Source organism: uncultured Erythrobacter sp. (assembly GCF_947492365.1).
In the GTDB taxonomy this organism is placed as follows: domain Bacteria; phylum Pseudomonadota; class Alphaproteobacteria; order Sphingomonadales; family Sphingomonadaceae; genus Erythrobacter.
Genome location: NZ_CANLMB010000001.1, coordinates 77,786 through 100,420, shown reverse-complemented (window position 1 = coordinate 100,420; position 22,635 = coordinate 77,786). Strand labels below are relative to the sequence as shown.

Genomic DNA, 22,635 nt, shown 5'->3' with positions numbered 1-22,635 from the left:
CTTAGAACAAAATTACCCTCAGGAGAGAGTCCCATGAAGCTACGTTTTGCAACTGCCAGCGTGACTGCGCTCGCCATTGCGACCGCCGCACCGTTCACGCCAGCCTTTGCCGATGCGCATATGGAAGCCGGCGCGACCGCCGAAGCGACCGACCTCGAAGCGCTCGTCGCGCAGGTCGCCATCCCCTATGAAGAATTTCAGCTCGAAAACGGCCTGACCGTAATCGTGCACGAAGACCGCAAGGCCCCCATCGTCGGCGTCGCTGTGTGGTACAATGTCGGCTCCAAGGACGAGCCAGAGGGCCAGACCGGCTTTGCCCACCTGTTCGAGCACCTGATGTTCAACGGGTCAGAAAACGCGCCCGCTGACTATTTCCAGTACCTCGCCGAAATGGGCGCGACCGACTACAACGGCACCACCAATTTCGACCGCACCAACTACTTCCAGACCGTGCCCCGCCCCGCGCTCGAACGCGCGCTGTGGCTCGAAAGCGACCGTATGGGCTATCTGCTCGGCGCGGTGACGCAGGAAAAGCTCGATAATCAGCGCGGCGTTGTCCAGAACGAAAAGCGGCAGGGCGACAACCAGCCTGGCGGTCTCGTCTTCTACGAAATCCTCGACCAGCTCTTCCCCGACGGCCACCCCTATGCGCATTCGGTGATCGGCTCGATGGCTGACCTTGATGCAGCCTCGATGGACACTGTGCAGACATGGTTCCGCGACCGTTACGGACCGAACAACGCGACGCTCGTGCTCGCCGGTGATATCAGCGCCGAAGAGGCCCGCCCGCTGGTAGAGCGCTGGTTCGGCCCGATCGCGCGCGGTCCGGTCAACACGCAGGCCGCCGCTGACATCCCCACGCTCGATGCTCCCGTGCGCACCGTGATGCGCGATCAAGTCGCAGCGACCTCGATCAACCTTTACTGGCCTGCGCCCGGCATCATGAGCGAGGATCTGGTCGCGCTCAATGTCGGAACAGCCGTGCTGGGCGGACTGCTCTCCAGCCGCCTCGACGAAGTGCTGGTGCGCGATGAACAGCTCGCCGTCAGCGTCAATGCCGGCAATTTCGACTTTCAGCGCGTCGGCGTCATCAATGTTGGCGCGACGCTGAAAGACGGGGTCGAAGCCGAAGTGCTCGAAGCGCGTCTCAACGAGTTGATCGCCGAATTTGTCGCCGAAGGGCCCAGCGAAGACGAAGTGCGCCGCGCGGCGACTTCCAACCTTGCAGGCACGATCCGCGGGCTTGAACAGGTCGGCGGATTTGGCGGCAAGGCCGTAGCTCTCGCACGCGGCGAAGTGCTGGCAGGCGATCCCGGCTTTGCGGTCGATCAGCTTGCTTTGCTCGCCTCGATCACACCCGAAGACGTGACCGCAGCGATGCAGCGCTGGATGACCCGTCCGGCCTTCACACTGGTCCTCGAACCGGGTGAGCGCGATGCCGAATATGAAGAGGCAGCCAGCGTCGCGGCAGAGGAAGAAGCCGCAGACGACAACGCCTCTGAGCGTGACCGCACCGCGGAAGAAATCACCGTTTCGGTCGAGCGCCCTGCCCCTCCGATTGACAGCGTTGCGCAGCTCGACTTCCCTGAGTTCCAGCGCACCACGCTCGCCAATGGCATGCAGCTGACATATGCTCAGCGCGATGCGGTTCCGGCGACTTACATTACCATGTCGTTCGACGCAGGCACCGCAGCCGATCCGGTCGATATGCGCGGGCTGGAAACGCTAACGCTCGGCCTGTTCGATGAAGGCACCGCCAACCTAACCTCGCAAGAGATCGCTGAAGCGCGCGAGCGTCTGGGCGTCAATATCTCGCTCGGCGGCGGCGATGATCGTTCGACCTTCACGCTTTCGGCGCTGTCGGCCAACTTGGCACCCTCGCTCGACCTGTTCCGTCAGGTCATCCGCGAGCCGGCCTTCAACGAAGACGATCTGGAACGCGTCAAAGCGCAGACCATCACCGGCATTCGCCAGCAGATGCGCTCACCCAGCGGGATCGCCCAGCGCGCTATCGGCGCTGAGCTGTTCGGCAATGATGCGCCCTATGGCGGCACCGAAACGATCGAGAGCGTCAGCGCGATCACCCGCGACGACCTGGTCGCCTTCAAGGACACCTGGATCCGTCCGGACAATGGCGAGGTCTTCGTGATCTCTTCGCTGTCGATGGACGAGGTGGTGAGCCAGCTCAACGGCGCGTTCGGCGACTGGACTGCTCCTGATATGGCGGTGGGCGAGAAGGACTTCTCCAACCTCGCCAGCGAGACGACTGACGGCGGGCGCATCGTCCTCATCAACCGTCCGAACTCGCCGCAGAGCTTCATCCTCGGGGCGCAGATCACCCCGCTGGATGCCAGCGATCCGGCTTATGTCGACTTCACCAACGCCAACAATTCGCTGGGCGGCAACTTCCTCGCGCGGCTCAATATGAACCTGCGCGAGACCAAGGGTTGGTCCTACGGCGTCCGCGGCGGAACGCAGGCGCGTCAGAACACAGTCGTCTATGCGATCTCGGGCGGTGTTCAGGCCGACCGAACGGGCGACTCGGTGTCGGAGTTGCTCCGCGAAGTGACCGAATTCCTGACCACCAACGGCGTCACCGAAGAAGAGCTGACGCGCAACGTTGCGAGCGAGATCGGCGAACTGCCGGGCCGGTTTGAAACGTCGGGCGCAGTGCTCGGCGCAATGCAGTCCATCGCGCTCTACAACCGTCCGGATGACTATTACGAAGGTCTGGTCGGCCAATACAGCGCACAGACCGCTGATAGCCTCGATGCAGCGGCGCGCGCAGCACTTGATGCTGACGACTTTGTCTGGGTCGTTGTCGGCGATGCAGAGGTCGTGATGGAGCAGCTCGAAACGCTCGGAATGCCGATCGAGGTTCGCGAGCTTGAAAGCACCGAATAATTGACCGAAAAACTCGCCGCAGCGCTGACGCTACGGCTTGCTTGAGATTGGGGCGGGAGCGGCAAATGCGCGGCTCCCGCCCCTCTCGCATCGGGGGCAATAGTGGTTGAACACCCCCGTGCGACGTGCAAGAACGCTGCCCAAGCGCGGGGCCGAAGGATCGGCAATGCGCACAAATTTAGAGATCAAAGGAGATCACATATGTCTGTTGCAGGAGCTTATACCACCACCGTCAAAAGCCCGATGGGCGACCAGAGCGGCACCTTCACGGTTGTCGACAATGGCGACGGCACTTTCTCGGGCAACATGGCCGGCGGCATGGGCTCGATGGATGTCGAAGAAGGCAAGATCGACGGCAACCAGCTGACCTGGAAGATGAACATGACCGTGCCGATGCCGATGACGCTCGAATGCGAAGCGACCATCGAAGGCGACACGCTGGCTGGCAACGTCAATGCAGGCGCTTTCGGCGCAATGCCGCTGACGGGCACTCGCGCCTAAGCGCGCAGCCACTGCGAAATTCAGGGCCGCCGGGAGCAATCCCGGCGGCCTTTTTCGTGCGCGCGTGATTTCTAGGCTGGAAACGGGATTGCCAGAGAACGAATAATATGTAATTAGGTAATTACATGATTACCGATTCGAACATGGACCAGATCTTTCACGCGCTCGCTCACGCTACGCGGCGGACGATTCTCGATCACTTGCGTGACGCGCCGGGTCTGACGGTTGGTAAACTGGCGAGCCATTTCGATGTCAGCCGGATCGCGATCATGGCGCATCTTGACGTGCTGGAGCGGGCCGGATTGCTGGTCAGTGAAAAGGCCGGGCGGACGCGCAAGCTCTATCTCAATCTCGTGCCGATCCAGATGGTCTATGATCGCTGGACCGACGAATATAGCAGCCACTTCGCTTCTCGCCTGACGTCAATCAAATACGCCGCAGAGCAAGCGGCAAAGCAGGAGGGAAAGAAGAAATGACGGACACCGGTCCAACGGCTGACAAGGCCGTCTACAAGGTCTTTATCGAAGCGCCGATCGAGGCGGTCTGGCGTGGACTGGTCAAGACCGATGAAGTCCTGCCCTTCTTCTTCGGCTCGGTGTGCAAGACCACTGGCGAGCTGACCGTGGGCGCGCCGATTGCGATGGAGACCACCAACGGCAAGTATCGCAGCGTCGTGGGCAAGGTGATCGAGTTTGACCCGCCAAACCGCTATTCGCACACCTTCAAATTCACCGGCTATGACGATCCGCCCTGCACCGTCACTTATGAGCTGGAAGCGGTCGCTGGCGGGACCGAGTTCTCTCTGGTCACCACCAATGTTCCGGCTGGCACCAAGACAGAAAAGGGCATGGCGCAGGGCGGCAAGATGATTGTCGACACGCTCAAGTCGGTGGTGGAAACAGGCAAGCCGGCCTTGGGAACACGGATGCTGCTTGGCGTCATGGGGCTGATGCAGCCCTTCACGCCCAAAGCCTGCCGCTCGGACAATTGGTCATTCGACCGCATCGAAAAGCTATAAGCGAAGGGAACCGGACAATGGCTTCACCCGAAGAACAACTCGCCAGCATGATGGCGAACCTGCCGGAAAAGACCGGCAAGACCCTCGATCAATGGCTCGATCTGGTCCGCAAGAGCGGCCTCGAAAAGCACGGCGAGATCATGAAGCTGCTCAAGGGCGAGCACGGCGTCACTCACGGCTTTGCCAATCTGATCGCGGCCAAGGCGCGCGAAACCGGCGAAGAGATTGATCTCGTCGCGGCGCAATATGCCGGACCAAAGGCTGGCCTGATGCCGCTTTACGAAGAGATCGTCCGCTATGCGGCAGCGCTGGGCAGCGACATCGAAGTCGCGCCCAAGAAAGCGAGCGTGAGTCTGAGGCGCAAGAAGCAGTTTGCGCTCATCACGCCTGCGACAAAGACGCGGATCGACCTAGGACTGGCGCTCAAGGGCGACGAGCCGGCGGGGCGTCTGGAAGCCTATAGCGCGATGTGCAGCCACCGCGTGCGGCTGGAATCGTCAGATGACTTCGACGCCGAAGTCAAAGCCTGGATCGACGAAGCCTATTCGCGCGCTGGCTAGGATCAGCCCAACCGGTCCTTCAGGATCTGGTTCACCACCGCCGGGTTCGCCTTGCCCTGCATCGCCTTCATCGTCTGACCGACGAAGAAGCCGAACAGCTTGTCCTTGCCGCCCTTGTACTGCTCCACCTTGTCCTCGTTATTGGCGAGGATGTCGTCGATAGCCGCTTCGATGGCGCCGGTGTCGGAGACTTGCTTGAGGCCTTCACTGTCAGCGATTTCGTCGGGTTCGCGGCCGGTTTTGAGGACGATCTCGTAGATCTCTTTGGCCTGTCCGCCGCTGATTTCGCCCTTGTCCTGCATCGCAAGGATAGCAGCCTGCCGCTCGGCAGTGGCGTGAGCCAGATCGGCTTCGTCGCCGACCGACTTGATGACACCCGGAGCCACCGATAGCGCCCAGTTGGCGACCTGTGTCGCGACCTTGGTTTCAGGCTTGCCGATAGCGCTCGCCGCGGCGCCCAGCAGCGTTTCAAAGCGCGCGAAAGTTTCCACTTCGGCGGTCAGTTCGCGGGCATTGTAGGGGGTGAGGCCCAGCTCGGTTTCATAGCGCGTGCGCTTGGCATCGGGCAGTTCGGGCAGGCTCGCGCGGCATTCGGCGAGGAAGTCATCCTCCAGCACCAGCGGCAGCAGGTCGGGATCGGGGAAGTAGCGGTAATCATGCGCGTCTTCCTTTGACCGCATCGTGCGCGTCGTGCCGGTCGCAACATCGAACAGGCGCGTTTCCTGATCGACGCTGCCGCCGCTTTCGAGCACGTCGACCTGACGGTTCGCTTCGTATTCGATGACCTGCATGACAAAGCGCACCGAGTTCACATTCTTGGTCTCGGTCCGCGTGCCCAGCTCATCGCCGACCTTGCGCACCGAGACATTGACGTCCGCGCGCATCGAGCCTTCTTCCATATTGCCGTCGCACGATCCGACATAGCGCAGGATCGAGCGCAGCTTGCGCACATAGGCACCGGCCTCGGCGGGCGAGCGCATGTCGGGGCGCGAGACGATTTCCATCAGCGCAACGCCGCTGCGATTGAGGTCGACATAGGACATGGTCGGGTGCTGATCGTGCATCAGCTTGCCCGCATCCTGCTCGACATGAATCCGCTCGATCCCGATCACCTTGTCTTCGGGAATGCCGTGCTTCTCATCCGCCTCGATCAGCAGCGATCCCTCGCCCACCAGCGGGTGGTAGAGCTGGCTGATCTGATAGCCCTGCGGCAGATCGGCGTAGAAGTAGTTCTTGCGGTCAAAGCGCGACCAGGCATTTATCTCAGCCTCGATCGCCATGCCGGTGCGCACCGCTTGCCGGATGCATTCGCGGTTGGGCACAGGCAGCATGCCCGGCATCGCGGCATCGACGAGGCTGACCTGCGAGTTCGGCTCCGCGCCAAATTCGGTGTTGGCGCCCGAGAACAGCTTGGACTTCGACGTCACCTGCGCGTGAACTTCAAGCCCGATCACGACCTCCCAGTCGCCGGTCTGTCCCTGAATGCGGTATGTGCTCATTGTCTTCACCTTCGTGATCTCCTGCGAAAGCAGGAGTCCAATTCATCATTGCGCCGCTGGGCTCCTGCTTTCGTAGGAGCGCATATGGGCATTAATCCTTGTCGTCCTTCAGCACCTTGCCATCCGGCCCGAACCGCGCCTCACCATGATCGACATTCTTGCGCACCCAATTGGCGAACATGAAGGTCAATGGGATGGCGAGAACAATCCCGATCCCGGCGATGGTGAGGGCGGTTTGGTCAGTCACAAGCACACCTGCGACCTGTCCAGTTCACCGCCCGTGCCCATTTCGCTGTCATATTCGACTAGCGATCCATCGGTGTCGATGCGTTGGGTGACACGGTAACGCAAGGTCCCAAGACCCCTTGGTACCGAGACCTCGAATACATCACCCTCGCGCTCGACCCTTGCATCTTCATCAAGCTCGGTCGCGAGACATTGTGCAACCGTTTGCGCAGGCTTGTCGCTAGTCGCACTAAAGGTGGCCGCAAGCGGACCTGCGTTGAATGTCCCAAGGTTGGAATCGGCACAGCCGGTAAGCGTTGCCGCCGCAATCAAAAGCGCAGGCAAAACGTTTCTCACCACCACTTCTCCGGCTGCGCCGTAAATCCGGCACGCTCCTGAATCGCCAGACCGGCGTCGAGCACGCTCTGCTCGTCAAACGGCTTGCCGACCAGTTGCAGGCCGAGCGGGAGGCCGTCGGGGTTAAGGCCCGCGGGGACGCTCATGGCCGGAAGGCCAGCCAGCGAGGCGGGCACTGCGAAGACGTCGTTCAGATACATCGTCAGCGGGTCTTCGTTGAGGCTGCCCAGCGGGAAGCTCGCGGTCGGCGTCGTCGGCGCGAGGATCAGGTCGCATGTCCCGAACGCCTGCTCAAAGTCGCGGCTCACCAGCGCGCGAACCTTTTGCGCCTGGTTGTAATAGGCGTCGTAGAAGCCAGCTGAGAGCACATAGGTGCCGATCAGGATGCGGCGCTTGACCTCGTCACCGAAACCGGCGGCGCGTGTCTCGGCATACATGTCCTGCAAGCCCGCTCCATCTGGCAAGTCGCGCAGGCCGTACCGCACGCCGTCATAGCGCGCGAGGTTGGACGAAGCTTCGGCAGGCGCGATGATATAGTAAGCGGGCAGCGCGTATTTGGTGTGGGGCAGCGAGATGTCGACCACTTCCGCACCCGCATCGCGCAGCCATTCCTTGCCCTGCTCCCACGAAGCGAGGATCGCATCGTCGGTGCCGTCCATGCGGTATTCCTTGGGAATGCCGACCTTTTTGCCTTTGAGGTCGCTCGACAAAGCGGCGTCCCAATCGGGTACGTCCATCTTCAGGCTGGTCGCGTCCTTGGCGTCGAAACCCGCCATCGCGCCAAGCATGATCGCGCAATCCTCCACCGAGCGCGCCATCGGGCCTGCCTGATCGAGCGAGCTTGCGAAGGCGACTACGCCCCAGCGCGAGCAACGCCCGTATGTGGGCTTGATACCGCAAATGCCGGTGAAGGCAGCGGGCTGACGGATCGAGCCGCCGGTGTCGGTGCCGGTCGCAGCGGGCGCAATGCGTGCGGCCACGGCGCTGGACGAGCCACCCGAGGAACCCCCGGGCGACATTGCCGCATTGGTGCCTTCCTTGCGCCAAGGCGAAGAGACATTGCCGAAGAAAGAGGTCTCGTTCGACGAACCCATCGCGAACTGGTCGAGATTGAGCTTACCCAGCATGCCCGCACCCGCATTCCAGAGGTTCTGGCTGACGGTGCTTTCATATTCGGGCTTGAAGCCTTCGAGGATGTGGCTCGCGGCGGTGGTCTGCACGCCCTTGGTGGCGAACAGGTCCTTCATGCCGATCGGCACGCCGCCCATCGCTCCCAGTGCCTCGCCCTTAGCGCGCTTTGCGTCAGTCGCATCGGCTGCGGCGAGCGCGTGGTCGGGAGTGGTGACAATGAAGGCGTTGAGTTCAGCCGCCGAAGCGACGGCCGCGTTGAAGCTCTCCGCCACTTCGCGCGCGGTGAAGTCTCCGCCGGCCACGCCGTCGCGGATGGCTTTGACGCCAAAAGAAGTGAAATCGGTCATTATTCGATCACCTTGGGCACGCCGAAAAAGCCATGTTCGGCAGCGGGTGCATTGGCGAGCACTGCGTCGCGCTTTCCGCCGCCGGTTTGCGGATCGGCATCGACCACGTCATCGCGCAGGCGAAGCGTGTTGGGGATCACCGCCGACATCGGCTCGACCCCGCTCACATCGACCTCGCCCAGCTGCTCGACCCAATCGAGGATCCCGTTCAGCTCGGGCACAAGGCTTTCGAGTTCTGCATCGCCCATTTTGATGCGGGCGAGCCCGGCAATCTTGGCGACTGTTTCTTTGTTGACTGACATAGGCGCGCGTTAGCGCCCGCCGCGGCGCCCTTCAAGCGCGAGTTGCGTGTGAAAGGCCTCTAATTGAAGGGCTCACCCGCCGGTTCGCCATCGATGTAGAGCTGCTGGCCTTCAAAGGGGCGCAATTCGACCTCGCCTTCATAGGCAGGGCGTTCGATTCCGCCTGAATTCTGGCCTTCCAGCTGTCCGCGATTGATCCGCTGCGGGACGGCCTTTGCGCTGCCAGGTTCGACATTGAGCAGGATGAAGCGGGCACCCCATTCATTGTCGCTTAGCAGGGCAATCAACTGACCCTCATCATCCTCTCGCAGCAACACCGCGCGACAGGCTTCGCGGCAAAGGCGGATTTCATCGCGCAAATAAGCGCGGATCGCCTCAGCGGTCGGCTCGTCAAAGCCGCTAAGGTCAGCCTGTTCGGCAATCTCGCGCCGCTCTGCAATGCGCAGGCCATAGGGGCGGTGTTCGAGCATCGCGGCTTCGGAAGCCAGCCGCGCGATTTCTGCATCCTCGCTTGCCTCCAGCTCAGCGAGAGCCTCGCGACCGGCATCGCCGAAATCAAACTTGAGCGCGGCATAGTCAAAGTCTTCGACGCTCACCGCACCCGATTCAAGCCGCGCAAGCTGGTTGCTCGCCGAAATACTGCCGAAATTGAAGATCGGCAAAGCGAGAATGAGCGCAATCGCGCAGGTCAGCACCGCCAGATGCAGGTTCGACTGGCGCAAATATCCGCGCCAGCCTTCCTTGCGCCCGCGAATGGCAGAGGCGAAATAGGCGACGCCGTAAGCCACAGCAACCGCAATCGCGACCAACGCCCACAGCCGCTCCGGGCTAAGCCCGTGCTGGCCGATCCGCGTGCCCATCGACAGGGCCGCCATCGCTGCCAGCGGTAGAATGCCCAGCGCGAGCACGAAGCCAGCGATCCTGAGCACCCGCGAGTTGCTCGCGGTTTCATCATCGTCGCGCACCACAGCATTGGTGAGCACGAAACAGCCCACCGCAATTGCCAGCAGCAGCGGCGTTGCGCTTTGGGTGGCCTCCCACAGCACATCAAGCCCCGACAAAATCACCGCGAGCAGGAACAGCACCAGCGCAATCGCCAGCGGAACCGCGAGGATCGACAGGACAAGCAGCACCACATTCTGCAAAGTGCCGATGATCTTGAGTTGGTTGCGCAAGACGCCCAATGCCGCACCAAAGGCAGCACCCGAAAAGACCCAGCCGAACCATTCCTGATCGATCAGGTCATGGAGCAGGTCGATCTGTATCGCGCGGAACAGTTCTGACAGGAGGTATATCAGTGCCCAGCTGAGCCCGACAAAGGCAAACGCGCCTGCACCGGTGATGGCGTCGGTCCAGACATGGAAATGGGTGTCTTTGTAGCTGGTGCTCCAGCGCAGCCGGTGGAAGTCCGCCTGGAACAGAGGCAGCGCCAATGTGACTGCAAGCATGCCGGAAAAGACCCAGAAGCCCTCATCAGCATAGTGATCGCCCGCGCTCGTCGCGCGCCAGGCAATGCCCGCCATGACGAGCGCGACAAGACCTGCAAACAACGCGGAAGACTTCCAGCGTTCGGGTGACAGGGTGAAAGCCGCTGCGCCCGATCCGAACACCAGCGCCGCAGTCAACGCCATGCGCCACGGCACATCTTCGCCGCCATCACTGGCAAAGTGGATCAGCAATCCGGCAAGCGCCAGCATCGCGGCAAGCGCCCATGGGCGCAGGTTCCACCCGTTCAGACTGCTATCAAGACCGGCATCATCCGCTGGCAAGGCTGCATTATCGCTCATCGACCTCTCCCGAATTCAAGAGACGAGTCTAGCGCGAAGCGAGCGCAGCCAAAAGGGGACAGGTTTTCCAAGAAGCGGAAATGCCCGGCACAGAACCGGACAAAACCGCATTCGGGCGCTTTTGCCGGGTGCAGGAGCTACTCGGCTACTGGCGGACCTTCACCCTCAGGAGCGCCCAAACCGCCCTGCATCGCTTGTTGCAGGATCATCAGATTGCGGTCGAAGGTTTCGCGGCTCATGAAATCGACCACTTCGATTTCAAAGATGAGATCGGCGTTGGGCGGGATAGGAGCGCCGGGAGGCGGCTCTGCGCCATAGGCTAGCTCGGACGGGATATAGAGTTCGTAAGTGCCGCCCTTCTGCATCAGTTGCAGGCCCTGATAAAAACCGTCGATAGTGGCATCGGGTTCAATCGGGAACGGGCTGCCTTCGGGGAAGACTCCTTCAATCGGGAGCGGGATGTCCTGCGATTCGTCAAACACTTCACGATTGGAAGCGAGCATGCCTTTGTATTTCACAAAGACCATGTCGCCTTCCTGCGGGTTCGGGCCGGTTCCTTCGACCAGCGTATCGACGCTCAATCCCTTGGGCACTGCCGCCCAGGCAAGGCCGCCGCCGAGCAGAATCGCGACAAGTACGCCCAGCCAGATTTTGACGAGCGAGCCCTTGGCGACGGGCTGGATCGGAACGCGGGTAATTTCGGTCATGGATTATCCCTGATGCATTTGCGCCCATCCCATAAGCAAAAGGGCGCGGAAACTCTTCCGCGCCCTGATGGCTTATCATTTGTGCTGATTCAAGCACTCTCGAAGAGAGAAGCACCCGAATTCGGCGCCCCGGCCTACTTGATGCCGTCGCGTTCCATACGCTTACGCTCAAGCTTGCGAGCACGGCGAACGGCAGCAGCCTTTTCACGGGCGCGCTTTTCGCTGGGCTTTTCGTAGTGGCGACGCAGCTTCATTTCGCGATAAACACCTTCGCGCTGCAGCTTCTTCTTGAGCGCGCGGAGGGCCTGATCGACATTGTTATCGCGAACCATGATTTGCATAAACGGCTACTACCTTGTCTTTCTAATACAGCACGTTAGCCCGCAAGAACAACGCGGGAAGACGCGTAAATTTGACGCTGGAACCGGCGCGAATCCCGCAGGAATCACGCTCGAACTGGGGCGCTCTTAACCCCGCCCGGCAAAAATGGCAAGATCGCAATGGGTTGAAGATGCGCTGCTCGACGCAATTTCAGCCATGCACGCAAAGCTAGGCAGAAGCCGCCGCCATGTCTAAAGGCCCTTTGCAATGACTTCATTAGCTCTCTCCCCCCTTGTCGGATCGCTCTATGTCGCGCTTGGCGGCGCGGTCGGTGCGGTTGCACGCTACCAGCTTGGCCGCGCGGTGACGCATATTGCGGGACCAAACACCGGCTTTCCCTGGGCGACGCTCAGCGCGAACATCATCGGCAGCCTCGCGATGGGCCTGCTGGCCGGGTGGCTTGCGCGCCACACATCGGGCGGCGAAAGCTCGGAGGCCTTGCGGCTTCTGATCGGCGTCGGGTTGCTGGGGGGCTTCACCACATTCAGCGCCTTCAGCCTTGAGATGATGCTGCTGATCGAGCGCGGATCGAGTGCCCTCGCCTTTTCCTATGCGCTGGTGTCCGTCGTGGCAGGCCTCGCCGCGCTCTATATCGGGCTTGTCGCGATGCGGGGTGCAGCATGAGTTCCGAATCTTCCAATCCAGAACCATCCAAAGAAGTCCGCCAGTTCACCGTCACTGAAGACGATGACGGCATCCGGCTCGACCGTTGGTTCAAGCGCAATCTGCCGGTGATCGGCTTTGCCACGATCTCGCGCTGGGCGCGCACGGGTCAGGTGCGTGTCGATGGCGGGCGGGTGAAGCCCGAAGATCGCCTCGCCGCAGGTCAGGTCCTCCGCGTGCCGCCGGGCGGTGAAGCCCCGCACAAGGCACCCAAGCAGCGCCGGGAGTTGACGGCGGAGGAAATCTCCGAAGCGCGCGACATGGTGATCCGTGAAACGCCCAGCGCAATCGTGCTGAACAAGCCGCCGGGTCTGGCGACGCAGGGCGGCAGCAAGACCACCAAACACGTCGACGGCCTGCTCGATGCATTCGTTGAAGGCGAAGACACACCCCGCCCGCGCCTTGTCCACCGGCTCGACAAGGACACCTCCGGCGTCCTGCTGATCGCTCGCACTCCGGGCAGCGCAGCGGCATATTCGAGGCGCTTCGCAGGGCGCAGCGCGCGCAAGGTCTATTGGGCGCTGGTCGTCGGCGTTCCCGAAGTGCGCGAAGGCACAATCGACGCTCCCCTCGCCAAACAGCCGGGCACCGGCGGCGAGAAGATGCATGTCGATGAAGAAGGCGGAGCGCTGGCCAAGACCCGCTACCGCGTCGTCGAACGCGCCGGCAGCCGCGCCTCGTGGGTCGAGTTGGAGCCGCTGACCGGACGCACCCACCAGCTGCGCGTCCATATGGCGGCGATCGGCCACCCGATCGTCGGAGACGGCAAATATGGCGGGCAGGACGCTTTCCTGACCGGCGCGATCAGCCGCAAGATGCACCTTCATGCGCGGCGCCTGATTATCTCCACGCCCGATTCCAAAGGGACCGGCGGCAAGCTCGACGTGACGGCTGAACTGCCCGAACACTTTGCCGCTACGATGGAGGCCATGGGCTTTGACCTCAGCCTGAGCGATGCCTCGCCGGTGCGCGACGAAGCGCCCGAGCGCACGCCTGCGGAGAAGAAACAGGCCGCGCGCCGCCACGCCAAGCAATACCGCAAGGACCGCCGAGGCGAACGCAAATCGCGCGCAACTTCGAAAGTGTCGGCCCAGAAGAAAGCGAAGAAAGCGGCGAAGGCCAAGAGCAAGCCCAAGGGCACCCGCAAGTGAGCGGCAAACTCGCGGTCTTCGATTGCGACGGGACGCTGGTCGATGGGCAGGCCGATATTTGCGACACGATGGAGCACGCCTTCACCCGCGCAAGGCTCGACCCGCCCAGCCGCCACGAAGTGCGCCGAATTGTGGGGCTGAGCCTGCCGGTGGCAATCCGCCAGCTCGCACCTGATCTCGAAGATGAGCGGGTCGGCCATGTGGTCGAATTCTACAGGAGCTTCTACTTCGAGCGCCGCCAGCAGGGCCTGCTGCATGAGCCTATGTTCGACGGAATCGCCGAACTTCTACGCGACCTGCACGAGCGCGGCTGGCAATTGGCGGTCGCAACGGGCAAATCGGATCGCGGGCTCAATGCCTGCCTCGACGGGCACGGCCTGAAAGACCTGTTCGTCTCGCTCCAGACCGCCGACCGCCACCCGTCCAAGCCGCATCCGGCCATGCTGGAAGCCGCTTTGTTCGAGGCAGGTGTGCAGCCGGTCGATGCGGTGATGATCGGTGATACCTCGTTTGATATGGTCATGGCCGAAGCCGCGCGCGTGCGCCCGCTCGGGGTCGCGTGGGGCTATCACGACGCGCAGGAACTGACCGAAAGCGGCGCGGCGATGGTTGCCGAAGATGTTGCCGGACTGCGCGCTGAACTGGAGCGATTGTGATGAGCCAGCTACCGAAAGACAATGAGGCCGATGCGACCCGCGCGGCGTGGCGGTACCAGATCATGAGCGGTATCCGCCTCGCCGCGATCCTCGGCGTTGTTGCAGGGATTTCCATCGCGCAAGGTGTTGTCGCGGCCCCCTATCCGATCGGCGTGGCGCTGGCGGTTATCGGGGTGGTCGCGTTTTTCTTTGCCCCGCCCATGCTCGCCAAGAAATGGAAAGCGCAAGATAGGGCCAACGACGCGGGCGAATGATGAAGCGGTTTTACGATGAAGTCGGCACGCGCGAAGTTGCGGGCGGGTGGCAGGTGACACTCGACGGGCGCGGGCTGAAGACAGTCAAAGGCACGCCGCAAGTGGTGCGAGCCGAGGCGCTTGCGGCTGAACTCGCAAAAGAGTGGTCAGCGCAAGGTGAAGAGCTTGATCCCAAGAGCTTCCCCCTGCGCGACGCGGTGGATTACGCCATCGACGTCATCACTCCCGATCCGGCGAGCATTGTGGACACAATCACCAAATATGGAGACACCGATACGCTGCTTTACCGCGCCGATCCTGACGAGCATCTCTATGCCCGCCAGATCGAAGTGTGGGAGCCAGTCGTCACCGCATTCGAGACGCGCGAAGGGATCAAGCTGACACGTGTCAGCGGGATCATCCACCGCGATCAGGACGAGGCCGCGCAGGCGGCTTTGCGCGCGCGGCTGATGCGGCTCGACCCGCTTGCTCTGGCGGGCGTCGAGGTGATGACCAATCTCGCCGCCTCGCTCATTGTCGGGCTTTCCGCCTATGAGACCGATGATCCGGCCGAAGCGCTCGCCTTGTGGCGCGCGGCGTGTCTCGAAGAGGAATGGCAGGCCGATCTGTGGGGCCGCGATTATGAGGCGGAGGAAAGGCGCGCCAAGCGGCAGGCCGATTTCCTTTCAGCGCATCAGCTTACATTGCTCGCCAGAGCGAACTAGTCGCCGTTCACAACCCAATCGGCGACTTCGCCCGCAACCTGATTGGCCACGCGGTTGAGCGCCGGTCCAACCAATGACGCTTCGGGTGCAAGCCCGCTTTCGCTCGCTTCGAAACGGCGCGACGTGACGCTGCCATCTTCACCCGTCCGCAGCGCGTCAAAGCGCACTACGACCGAAGATGTCGGCACGTCATAGGTCATCTCGATCAGCGTCCCGCGCACAGTCTGGCTTGCAATGGTCGGCGTGTCGTCGCTGTCCAGCACCAATGCCGCACCGCGCGTGCGCAGGGTTTCGCCTAGCAGGCGGCGGAACAAACGCGCAGGCTTCTCGATCCAGACCGCATCTTGCAGATAGGCGACTTCGGTATCGGTCACATTGACCGGCACGCGCAACACATCGAGCTTTGCTGGCACTTCAGGTGTCAGCACAGCAATCGCGCCTTCGCTTCCCTCGGTCCCCGTCACCGCGCCCGATCCGGCAGGAGCGGTCGCAGTCGATGACAGCGTCAACAAGCTCTCAGGCGGTTCCGCCGCGCCTAGGCTGATACAGCCGGAAAGCGTCAGACTTGCCGCCGCGAGCACCGCGAAAGTGCGGAACTGGTTCATGTCTCGTGTCCCTATCATGGCTCGTAATCCGGCAGTGACTGTCCGCCGATCAGCGATCCTGCACCCTGATTTTCGAGCCGTTCGGTAATCGCGCGCAGGCTCCGGCTGGTGGTGCGCAGATCCTGCAAGGTTGCCTCGGCTGCGGGCAAGGTCGTCTCGCGCAGCGCCCGCGCGGCTGGCCGCGTATCCTCCAGCGTCGCCGCGAGCGATGCCGCCGCCTCGTTCGCCGAGGCGAGCGTGCCGCGCAATTCGGCCGCGAGCAATGGCCCTTCCTGATTGAGCAATTGGTCGGTCGTCAGCGTCGCTTGCTCGAAAGCATCGAGCGCCTCGCCCGCTTCGCGCAAGGTCACTTCCATCTCGGCCAGCGTGGTCGCCATCTGCGGTGCAGCATCGGCCAACTCGTTGGTCAGCCGGTTCGAATTGGCGAGAATGCCCGATAGTTGCTGCTGGTTTTCAGGGCCGAGCAGGATGTTGAGATTTTCGGTCAGTGTCGCCAGCCGTTCCAGCAGCAACGGGGCGGAATTGAGCAGCGCGTTGATCCCGCCATCGCGCGGCGGGATGACCGGGCGCCCTTCGGGGCAGGCCGTTGTCTCGCATGTGATCGCAGGCGCATCCTTGCGCGCGCCGTCAAGCAGGATGGTCGAAACGCCGGTAAAGCTCGACTGGATTGTCGCGGTCGTCCCGACCAGGATTGGCACCTCGTCGCGCACCTTGACGCGGACACGCACGAATTCCGGATCGTCTTCGGAAAGGGCAATGCTGGTGACCTGACCAACCGGCACGCCAGCATAGGAAACCTGACTGCCATTCGCGAGGCCCGAAACGGCCTGTGAGTAGAAGATGTCGAATTCGTTTTGCGAGCCTTGCCCCAGCCGCGCGATCCACACGATCGCCGCCGCAAGCGCGAGCAACAATACTAGGACCACGGTCCCGACCCAGAGATGATTGGCTCTCGTCTCCATCACCCGCTCCTATGAACGCCTAAGCGCCGATATGTCCATGATTTGCTATTCATAAGTCTAACACCGCGCCTGCGCTGCCTGCGCGCCGCGTCCGCGCGGGCCGTTGAAATATTCCTCGATCCACGGATGGCCGATTTTCATCAGCTCGGGAATCGTGCCCACCGCGATAACCTTTTTGTCCGCCAGCACAGCCACGCGGTCGCAAATCTCGTAAAGCGTATCGAGATCGTGGGTGATGAGGAAAACGGTGAGGCCCAGCGTCTCTTTAAGCTCGCGCGTCTGCCGGTCGAACTTGGCCGCGCCGATAGGGTCGAGACCAGCAGTCGGCTCGTCCAGAAACAGCAGTTCAGGGTCAAGCGCGAGCGCCCGGGCGAGGCCTGCACGCTTCTTCATCCCGCCCGATAGCTCGCTGGGATATTTGGCAATGGCTTCTTCGGGAAGGCCCGACAGCAGCACCTTGTAGCGCGCGATTTCGCGGCGCAGCTCGTCGTCAATTTCTGGAAAGAACTTCTTGAGCGGCACTTCGACATTCTCGCCCACGGTCAGCGTGGAGAACAAGGCACCGCCCTGAAACAGCACGCCCCAGCGGCAGCGCACGCCGAAATCCTGATCGGGATCGACCCCGGTGATGGTCGCGCCCAGCACGTCGATCCGGCCCTCATCTGGCTCCTGCAAGCCGATGATCGAGCGCATCAGTACCGATTTGCCAGTGCCGGAACCGCCGACCACGCCCAGAATCTCGCCGCGGCGGACCTCCAGATCAAGCCCGTCATGCACGGTGAAATCGCCGAATTTGTTGACCAGCCCCTCGATCACAATCGGCGGATCGGGGCTGAAGCGTTCGTGGGAGGCGGTTCTGTTATCGGACATCGCTCAACCCCAACCGATCTCGGTAAAGAACACCGCGAAAAAGGCATCGAGCACGATCACCGCAAAGATCGCCGAGACGACCGCCATCGTGGTGCGCAGGCCGACCTCTTCCGAATTTCCCTGCACACGCATGCCGTGATAGCAGCCCGCCAGCGCAACAATCAGCCCGAAGACCGGCGCTTTGACCAAGCCCACCCACACATCGTGCAGCGGCACAACCTCCTGAATTCGCTCAAGGAAGGTGAAGAACGGTATGCCCAGCGCGACCTGCCCGATCACCGCGCCGCCGATGATCCCGACGACCGAGGCGTAAAAGCCCAGCAGCACCATCATCACAGTGCAGGCGATGATGCGCGGGATCACCAGCACCTCTATCGGCGAGATACCGATGGTGCGCATCGCATCGACCTCTTCGGTCAGTTTCATCGTCCCGATCTGCGCAGCAAAGGCGCTGCCTGACCGGCCTGCGACCATGATTGCGGTCATCAGAACGCCCAGTTCGCGCAGAGTGATCCGCCCGACCAGATTGACCGTCAGCGTCTCGGCACCGAATTGCGACAACTGCACCGCGCCCTGCTGCGCAATTACGATGCCGATGAGAAAGCTCATCAAGCCGATGATCGGCAGCGCGGCGACGCCGACCAGCTCCATCTGCCGAACGACCGACCGCATAGGAAAACGCGAAGGGTGCCGCGCAAGGCTCGCCGCAGCGATCAGGATCTGGCCGAAAAAGCCGACCACACCGATGATACCGGCCTGCGCGTTGAAGACCTGCTCGCCCATCGCCTCCGGCACGCGCTTCCACACCGGCACACGCGGGGGGAGCATCTCGGCATCATTGCCAGCGCTCTCCACCGCTTCGAGCAATCGCTGCGCCTGATTGGAGGCTCCGGTGACGCTGGCTGAATGCGCGCGTGACAAGCGGCAGGTGATCCACGCGCCGACCGTATCGATCTCGCTCACACCCGACAGGTCGATCGCGCTCAGAGGCTCGCTTACTGCCTGAAGATCATTCTCTATCCGGCCGATTGTCGAAACCAATAAGGGTCCGGAAAGCAGGAGCTTTTGCCCGCCCGCCCCGTCATCTTCGAGAGAAAAGTGCGCATCAGCGTCCATAACCGGCAAGCTATGCGGTGTTTTTGTTGCAGGCTCAAGTGGGCATGCACATGCGAGAATTGTTGCACTGCACCCAATGGCTTGGCATGGCATTTTTAACTTGGGTGCCATGCCACCCGCTCCCTCCGCCCTTCCACCCGGATCGTAACCCGGTGTGATAATCCGGGTGGAAGGGCGGAGGGAGCGGGTGGCCCCGGCCCGAAACAAACTCAGAAACAAACAACGCGCGTTAGCGAGCCAGGCAACATGACTCAGACAATCGACACAACGTTCGACCCCGTCGCAATCGAGGCGCGATGGTATTCCCATTGGGAGCAGACCGGCGGATTCCGCCCCGAGCGCCCTGACGCCGAGCCCTACACCATCGTCAACCCGCCGCCTAATGTGACCGGCTCGCTTCATATCGGCCACGCGCTCGACAACACGTTGCAGGACATCGTGATCCGTTACGAGCGCCTGCGCGGCAAGGACGCGTTGTGGGTGGTTGGCACCGACCATGCGGGCATTGCGACTCAAATGGTGGTCGAGCGCCAGCTTGAAGAACGCCAGGACAAGCGCACCAATTACACCCGCAAGGAATTCGTCGACAAGGTGTGGGAATGGAAGGCCGAAAGCGGCGGAACCATCACCAACCAGCTTCGCCGTCTGGGCTGTTCGATGGACTGGTCGCGCGAGCAGTTCACGATGGACGAGCACTTTACCAAGGCCGTGCTTAAGACCTTTGTCGACCTCTACAATGACGGTTTGATCTACCGCGACAAGCGTCTGGTGAACTGGGATCCCAAGCTCAAGACCGCGATCAGCGATCTCGAGGTCGAAACGCAGACCATCCCGGGCAGTTTCTGGCATTTCCGCTATCCGCTGGAGGATGGCGTGACGCTGAGCGACGGGCGCGACTACATCGAGGTCGCGACCACGCGGCCCGAGACGATGCTCGCCGATATGGCGGTTGCGGTCCACCCCGATGATGAGCGCTACAAGAGCGTCGTGGGCAAACATGTGGTGCTGCCGATCACCGGCCGCCGCGTGCCGATCGTGGCTGACGAACACGCCGATCCCGAGCTTGGCTCGGGCGCGGTGAAGATCACGCCGGGCCACGACTTCAACGATTTCGACGTGGGCAAACGCGCCGGGTTTGCTGCGGGCGAGATGCTCAACATGCTCGATGGCGATGCCAATGTCTGCCAGACTTCGGACGGGCTGGTGCCGGAGGAATATCTCGGCCTTCACCGTTTCAAACGCGACGGCAAAGACGGCGCGCGCGAGCTGGTTGTGCAGCGCCTGAAGGAACAGGGCTACCTGATCCCGCACGTCTCCAAGACCAAGAAGGGCGAGGAAGTCGAACACGACGCCGAACCGCGCCAGATCGCAACCCCCTTCGGCGACCGCGGCGGCGTGGTGATCGAGCCGTGGCTGACCGACCAATGGTATGTCGATGCCGAAAAGCTCGCCGCAAAACCCATTCAGGACGTGCGCGACGGCACTATCGAAATTGTCCCGAAGTCGTGGGAGAAGACCTTCTTCAACTGGATGGAGAACATCCAGCCTTGGTGTGTCTCGCGCCAGCTATGGTGGGGGCACCGTATTCCGGCTTGGTTCGATGCAGACGGCAATGTCTTCGTCGCGGAAAGCGAAGAGGCCGCGAAGGCTCAGGCCGGTGAAGACACCGAGCTGACCCGCGACTCCGACGTCCTCGACACATGGTTCTCCTCCGCCCTCTGGCCTTTCGCAACGCTTGGCTGGCCGGAAGAAGGGCAGCCGCTGCTCGAAAAGCACTTCCCCAACAACCTGCTCATCTCCGGCTTTGACATCCTGTTCTTCTGGGATGCGCGGATGATGATGATGGGGCAGTACAATATGGGGCAGGCGCCCTGGCCCAAGCTCTATCTGCACGGCCTTGTGCGCGCAGCCGATGGCGCGAAAATGTCGAAGTCGAAGGGCAATGTCGTCGATCCGCTCGGCCTGATCGACCAGTATGGCGCCGATGCGCTGCGCTTCTTCATGGCGGCGATGGAAAGCCAGGGCCGCGACATCAAGATGGATGAGAAGCGGGTCGAGGGATACCGCAACTTCGCCACCAAGCTGTGGAACGCGACGCGCTTTTGCCAGTCCAACGGGATCGGAAAGAGCTCGACGATCAAGGCGTCGACCGCGCGTCTTGCCGCCAACCAGTGGATCATCGGCGAAGTGCAGAATGTCTGCGCTGAAATCGAGGCCGCAATGGCCGATCTGCGCTTCGATGCGGCGGCGAACGCGATTTACCAGTTCACATGGAGCCGGTTCTGCGACTGGTATCTGGAACTGATCAAACCGGTCTTTGCAGAGGGCGCAAGCGAGGCTGCCGCCAGCGAAACCCGCGAGGTCGCCGGGTGGGCGCTCGACCAGATTCTGGTCATGCTCCACCCCTTCATGCCATTCATCACCGAAGAGCTGTGGCACGCCCAGGCCAAGTTTCAGGGGGGGACACGCAAATACGACCTCATAACTGCCGCATGGCCCAGCCCGCGCGCCGAAGTCTCCAAGGAAGCGACCGACGCGATTGATTGGGTTATCGACCTCACCTCCAATGTCCGCTCGGCCAAGAACGAGCTGGGCATTTCGCCGGGCGCAAAGCTGGCGGCGTTCCTGCCGAGCGCTTCGAGCCTCGCGACCTCGACCATCGAGCGCTCAAGCGCAGCCATAGAGCGGCTTGCGCGCCTGACGCCGGTCACTATCGGCGAGGCTCCCGCAGGACCGGCGATGCAGGTGACCGCAGGAAGCGATGTGTTCGTGATCCCGCTCGAAGGGATCATCGACATCGCAGAAGAGAAAGCCCGCCTCGAAAAGGCGCTCGCCGTCTCGCAGAAGGAAGCGAAGAGCCTCGAAGGACGGCTTTCCAACGCCAATTTCGTCGAGCGTGCGAAGCCTGAAGCGGTCGAAAAGGCCAAAGCCGACTTCGCACACCACGCCGCCGAGGCCGAACGGCTCGAAGGCGCGCTGGCGCGGTTGGGCTAGTTTCCTACTTGCACCCAGTGTGCGACAAGGGCGCAATGAGCATTGCAGCGCAACTTTTTGGCCCGTTGGCAGCGCGAATCCGCGCGCTGTGCGCAATGCCGCAGGTTTTTCCTTCTAGACCGTGTAACATGCGGTCCATGTCTCGGGTAAGGCTCTGTAATCAAAGGATGTTGGAATGGCGCTGATTCTCGCCACCGACGACCATGGGGAGCCCGAGATCTTCGCCGCGCTGCAAGGCGAAGGCGCAAGCACCGGCAAGCCTGTCGCCTTCATCCGCACCTCGCGCTGCAACCTCGCCTGCACTTGGTGCGACACGCCCTACACATGGCACTTCGACGATGACGAGCGCCCGCATCGGGGCGGCGTGACCTACGCGCGCAAGGCCAACCAGGTCTCGCTCGAAGTGTGGGACGCGGCAAGCCGGATCGCGGAGCTGGGTCAAGAGCGCCTCGTCATCACCGGCGGGGAGCCGATGTTGCAGGCGGGTGCGCTAAGCGAGATGCTCGAGCATCTGTCAGACATCAGTCCGGGCATGAATATCGAGATCGAAACCAACGGGACGGTGAAGCCGCCCGCGCGGCTTGACATACGGATCGACCAGTTCAACGTCAGCCCCAAACTTGCGCATTCGGGCAATGCCGCCGAACTGGCGCTGATTCCTGACCGACTCGACCACTTCGCCGCCGATCCGCGCGCATACTTCAAGTTCGTGATCGCCGCGCGCGAGGATGTCGGTGAAGTGCTAGACCTGATCGCCACATACCGGCTTAACAAGGAACGGGTCTTCCTGATGGCGGAGGGCACATCGAGCGAGATTCTGCGCGATCGTCAGCAATGGCTCGCGCCTGTGTGTCTCGAAAATGGACTGCGTATGTCTGATAGATTGCACATTCATCTTTACGGAGACATGCGCGCGACATAGTGTTCATCCGGGGGCAAGG

Annotated in this window: 24 protein-coding genes; 12 read left to right on the top strand and 12 right to left on the bottom strand. The window is 62.0% G+C overall.

What is annotated here, in order from left to right:
- The first annotated feature begins 33 nt into the window (after positions 1 to 33).
- The 5 genes from Q0887_RS00485 to Q0887_RS00465 all read left to right on the top strand — a co-directional run bounded on the left by Q0887_RS00485 (position 34) and on the right by Q0887_RS00465 (position 4,983).
- The gene (locus tag Q0887_RS00485) at positions 34 to 2,904 is read left to right on the top strand and encodes a pitrilysin family protein (protein WP_299191400.1); all 2,871 of its coding nucleotides are present in this window, start codon (positions 34 to 36) and stop codon (positions 2,902 to 2,904) included.
- Between the two features lie 201 nt (positions 2,905 to 3,105).
- A complete protein-coding gene (locus tag Q0887_RS00480) occupies positions 3,106 to 3,405 on the top strand; it encodes a hypothetical protein (protein ID WP_299191398.1) in 300 nt (99 codons plus the stop codon).
- Between the two features lie 125 nt (positions 3,406 to 3,530).
- Positions 3,531 to 3,881, top strand: coding sequence for a metalloregulator ArsR/SmtB family transcription factor (locus Q0887_RS00475; RefSeq protein ID WP_299191396.1), 351 nt, complete (start codon positions 3,531 to 3,533; stop codon positions 3,879 to 3,881).
- A complete protein-coding gene (locus Q0887_RS00470; protein ID WP_299191394.1) occupies positions 3,878 to 4,423 on the top strand; it encodes an SRPBCC domain-containing protein in 546 nt (181 codons plus the stop codon). The genes Q0887_RS00475 and Q0887_RS00470 overlap by 4 nt, the downstream gene beginning before the upstream one ends.
- 17 nt (positions 4,424 to 4,440) lie before the next feature.
- Positions 4,441 to 4,983 carry a DUF4287 domain-containing protein gene (locus tag Q0887_RS00465; protein WP_299191392.1) on the top strand — a complete coding sequence of 181 codons (543 nt, stop codon included), beginning with the start codon at positions 4,441 to 4,443 and terminating at the stop codon, positions 4,981 to 4,983.
- Positions 4,984 to 4,985: 2 nt separating this feature from the next.
- Here Q0887_RS00465 and gatB read toward each other — a convergent pair whose 3' ends face one another.
- The 8 genes from gatB to rpsU form a co-directional block, all read right to left on the bottom strand.
- On the bottom strand, positions 4,986 to 6,482 hold the full coding sequence (gatB, locus tag Q0887_RS00460) for an Asp-tRNA(Asn)/Glu-tRNA(Gln) amidotransferase subunit GatB (RefSeq protein WP_299191390.1): 1,497 nt from the start codon (positions 6,480 to 6,482) through the stop codon (positions 4,986 to 4,988).
- Between the two features lie 91 nt (positions 6,483 to 6,573).
- Entirely contained in the window at positions 6,574 to 6,729 is a 156-nt protein-coding gene (locus Q0887_RS00455; RefSeq protein ID WP_299191389.1) for a glutamyl-tRNA amidotransferase, read from the bottom strand.
- Entirely contained in the window at positions 6,726 to 7,064 is a 339-nt protein-coding gene (locus Q0887_RS00450) for a hypothetical protein (protein WP_299191387.1), read from the bottom strand. Before Q0887_RS00450 ends, Q0887_RS00455 begins: the two co-directional genes overlap by 4 nt.
- Positions 7,061 to 8,542, bottom strand: coding sequence for an Asp-tRNA(Asn)/Glu-tRNA(Gln) amidotransferase subunit GatA (gene gatA / locus Q0887_RS00445; RefSeq protein ID WP_299191385.1), 1,482 nt, complete (start codon positions 8,540 to 8,542; stop codon positions 7,061 to 7,063). Before gatA ends, Q0887_RS00450 begins: the two co-directional genes overlap by 4 nt.
- Positions 8,542 to 8,844, bottom strand: coding sequence for an Asp-tRNA(Asn)/Glu-tRNA(Gln) amidotransferase subunit GatC (gene gatC / locus Q0887_RS00440; protein WP_299191383.1), 303 nt, complete (start codon positions 8,842 to 8,844; stop codon positions 8,542 to 8,544). The genes gatA and gatC overlap by 1 nt, the downstream gene beginning before the upstream one ends.
- A gap of 59 nt (positions 8,845 to 8,903) precedes the next feature.
- Positions 8,904 to 10,631 carry a DUF4153 domain-containing protein gene (locus Q0887_RS00435; RefSeq protein ID WP_299191382.1) on the bottom strand — a complete coding sequence of 576 codons (1,728 nt, stop codon included), beginning with the start codon at positions 10,629 to 10,631 and terminating at the stop codon, positions 8,904 to 8,906.
- A 137-nt stretch (positions 10,632 to 10,768) separates the two neighbouring features.
- On the bottom strand, positions 10,769 to 11,338 hold the full coding sequence (locus Q0887_RS00430) for an FKBP-type peptidyl-prolyl cis-trans isomerase (RefSeq protein ID WP_299191381.1): 570 nt from the start codon (positions 11,336 to 11,338) through the stop codon (positions 10,769 to 10,771).
- Positions 11,339 to 11,472: 134 nt separating this feature from the next.
- The gene (gene rpsU, locus Q0887_RS00425) at positions 11,473 to 11,679 is read right to left on the bottom strand and encodes a 30S ribosomal protein S21 (RefSeq protein ID WP_006834591.1); all 207 of its coding nucleotides are present in this window, start codon (positions 11,677 to 11,679) and stop codon (positions 11,473 to 11,475) included.
- 247 nt (positions 11,680 to 11,926) lie between these two features.
- On the opposite strand from rpsU, the gene crcB reads away from it, so the two are divergent.
- The 5 genes from crcB to Q0887_RS00400 are packed head-to-tail and all read left to right on the top strand — an operon-like array spanning position 11,927 to position 15,147.
- Positions 11,927 to 12,343 (top strand): fluoride efflux transporter CrcB, encoded by a 417-nt coding sequence (gene crcB / locus Q0887_RS00420; RefSeq protein WP_299191380.1) that lies wholly within the window; start codon positions 11,927 to 11,929, stop codon positions 12,341 to 12,343.
- On the top strand, positions 12,340 to 13,533 hold the full coding sequence (locus Q0887_RS00415; protein ID WP_299191379.1) for an RluA family pseudouridine synthase: 1,194 nt from the start codon (positions 12,340 to 12,342) through the stop codon (positions 13,531 to 13,533). Before crcB ends, Q0887_RS00415 begins: the two co-directional genes overlap by 4 nt.
- Positions 13,530 to 14,189, top strand: a complete 660-nt coding sequence (locus Q0887_RS00410) for an HAD-IA family hydrolase (protein WP_299191378.1) — start codon at positions 13,530 to 13,532, stop codon at positions 14,187 to 14,189. The genes Q0887_RS00415 and Q0887_RS00410 overlap by 4 nt, the downstream gene beginning before the upstream one ends.
- Positions 14,189 to 14,443, top strand: coding sequence for a hypothetical protein (locus Q0887_RS00405; protein ID WP_299191377.1), 255 nt, complete (start codon positions 14,189 to 14,191; stop codon positions 14,441 to 14,443). Before Q0887_RS00410 ends, Q0887_RS00405 begins: the two co-directional genes overlap by 1 nt.
- A complete protein-coding gene (locus tag Q0887_RS00400; RefSeq protein ID WP_363317632.1) occupies positions 14,440 to 15,147 on the top strand; it encodes an ATP12 family protein in 708 nt (235 codons plus the stop codon). Before Q0887_RS00405 ends, Q0887_RS00400 begins: the two co-directional genes overlap by 4 nt.
- Here Q0887_RS00400 and Q0887_RS00395 read toward each other — a convergent pair.
- The 4 genes from Q0887_RS00395 to Q0887_RS00380 are packed head-to-tail and all read right to left on the bottom strand — an operon-like array spanning position 15,144 to position 18,700.
- A complete protein-coding gene (locus Q0887_RS00395) occupies positions 15,144 to 15,752 on the bottom strand; it encodes an ABC-type transport auxiliary lipoprotein family protein (RefSeq protein WP_299191376.1) in 609 nt (202 codons plus the stop codon). The two genes, Q0887_RS00400 and Q0887_RS00395, sit on opposite strands and share 4 nt — an antisense overlap.
- Before the next feature lie 14 nt (positions 15,753 to 15,766).
- The gene (locus Q0887_RS00390; RefSeq protein WP_299191375.1) at positions 15,767 to 16,714 is read right to left on the bottom strand and encodes an MlaD family protein; all 948 of its coding nucleotides are present in this window, start codon (positions 16,712 to 16,714) and stop codon (positions 15,767 to 15,769) included.
- 57 nt (positions 16,715 to 16,771) lie between these two features.
- Positions 16,772 to 17,584 (bottom strand): ATP-binding cassette domain-containing protein, encoded by an 813-nt coding sequence (locus Q0887_RS00385; protein WP_299191374.1) that lies wholly within the window; start codon positions 17,582 to 17,584, stop codon positions 16,772 to 16,774.
- 3 nt (positions 17,585 to 17,587) lie between these two features.
- Positions 17,588 to 18,700 carry an ABC transporter permease gene (locus Q0887_RS00380; RefSeq protein ID WP_299191373.1) on the bottom strand — a complete coding sequence of 371 codons (1,113 nt, stop codon included), beginning with the start codon at positions 18,698 to 18,700 and terminating at the stop codon, positions 17,588 to 17,590.
- A 246-nt stretch (positions 18,701 to 18,946) separates the two neighbouring features.
- Between Q0887_RS00380 and Q0887_RS00375 the strand changes: the two genes are divergently transcribed.
- Both Q0887_RS00375 and Q0887_RS00370 read left to right on the top strand, forming a co-directional pair.
- Positions 18,947 to 21,694, top strand: a complete 2,748-nt coding sequence (locus Q0887_RS00375; RefSeq protein WP_299191372.1) for a valine--tRNA ligase — start codon at positions 18,947 to 18,949, stop codon at positions 21,692 to 21,694.
- Between the two features lie 175 nt (positions 21,695 to 21,869).
- Entirely contained in the window at positions 21,870 to 22,616 is a 747-nt protein-coding gene (locus Q0887_RS00370; protein ID WP_299191371.1) for a 7-carboxy-7-deazaguanine synthase QueE, read from the top strand.
- The last annotated feature ends 19 nt before the right edge of the window (positions 22,617 to 22,635 follow it).

Excerpts from the sequence above, each read along its gene's own strand:
- Q0887_RS00480 (WP_299191398.1), top strand. The coding sequence starts at position 3,106 with ATGTCTGTTGCAGGAGCTTATACCACCACCGTCAAAAGCCCGATGGGC.
- Q0887_RS00400 (WP_363317632.1), top strand. The coding sequence starts at position 14,440 with ATGATGAAGCGGTTTTACGATGAAGTCGGCACGCGCGAAGTTGCGGGC.
- Q0887_RS00470 (WP_299191394.1), top strand. The coding sequence starts at position 3,878 with ATGACGGACACCGGTCCAACGGCTGACAAGGCCGTCTACAAGGTCTTT.
- Q0887_RS00370 (WP_299191371.1), top strand. The coding sequence starts at position 21,870 with ATGGCGCTGATTCTCGCCACCGACGACCATGGGGAGCCCGAGATCTTC.
- gatB (WP_299191390.1), bottom strand. The coding sequence starts at position 6,482 with ATGAGCACATACCGCATTCAGGGACAGACCGGCGACTGGGAGGTCGTG.
- Q0887_RS00415 (WP_299191379.1), top strand. The coding sequence starts at position 12,340 with ATGAGTTCCGAATCTTCCAATCCAGAACCATCCAAAGAAGTCCGCCAG.
- gatC (WP_299191383.1), bottom strand. The coding sequence starts at position 8,844 with ATGTCAGTCAACAAAGAAACAGTCGCCAAGATTGCCGGGCTCGCCCGC.
- Q0887_RS00375 (WP_299191372.1), top strand. The coding sequence starts at position 18,947 with ATGACTCAGACAATCGACACAACGTTCGACCCCGTCGCAATCGAGGCG.
- Q0887_RS00465 (WP_299191392.1), top strand. The coding sequence starts at position 4,441 with ATGGCTTCACCCGAAGAACAACTCGCCAGCATGATGGCGAACCTGCCG.
- Q0887_RS00485 (WP_299191400.1), top strand. The coding sequence starts at position 34 with ATGAAGCTACGTTTTGCAACTGCCAGCGTGACTGCGCTCGCCATTGCG.
- Q0887_RS00385 (WP_299191374.1), bottom strand. The coding sequence starts at position 17,584 with ATGTCCGATAACAGAACCGCCTCCCACGAACGCTTCAGCCCCGATCCG.
- Q0887_RS00380 (WP_299191373.1), bottom strand. The coding sequence starts at position 18,700 with ATGGACGCTGATGCGCACTTTTCTCTCGAAGATGACGGGGCGGGCGGG.
- crcB (WP_299191380.1), top strand. The coding sequence starts at position 11,927 with ATGACTTCATTAGCTCTCTCCCCCCTTGTCGGATCGCTCTATGTCGCG.
- gatA (WP_299191385.1), bottom strand. The coding sequence starts at position 8,542 with ATGACCGATTTCACTTCTTTTGGCGTCAAAGCCATCCGCGACGGCGTG.
- Q0887_RS00475 (WP_299191396.1), top strand. The coding sequence starts at position 3,531 with ATGATTACCGATTCGAACATGGACCAGATCTTTCACGCGCTCGCTCAC.
- Q0887_RS00390 (WP_299191375.1), bottom strand. The coding sequence starts at position 16,714 with ATGGAGACGAGAGCCAATCATCTCTGGGTCGGGACCGTGGTCCTAGTA.
- Q0887_RS00405 (WP_299191377.1), top strand. The coding sequence starts at position 14,189 with ATGAGCCAGCTACCGAAAGACAATGAGGCCGATGCGACCCGCGCGGCG.
- Q0887_RS00435 (WP_299191382.1), bottom strand. The coding sequence starts at position 10,631 with ATGAGCGATAATGCAGCCTTGCCAGCGGATGATGCCGGTCTTGATAGC.
- Q0887_RS00395 (WP_299191376.1), bottom strand. The coding sequence starts at position 15,752 with ATGAACCAGTTCCGCACTTTCGCGGTGCTCGCGGCGGCAAGTCTGACG.
- Q0887_RS00430 (WP_299191381.1), bottom strand. The coding sequence starts at position 11,338 with ATGACCGAAATTACCCGCGTTCCGATCCAGCCCGTCGCCAAGGGCTCG.
- rpsU (WP_006834591.1), bottom strand. The coding sequence starts at position 11,679 with ATGCAAATCATGGTTCGCGATAACAATGTCGATCAGGCCCTCCGCGCG.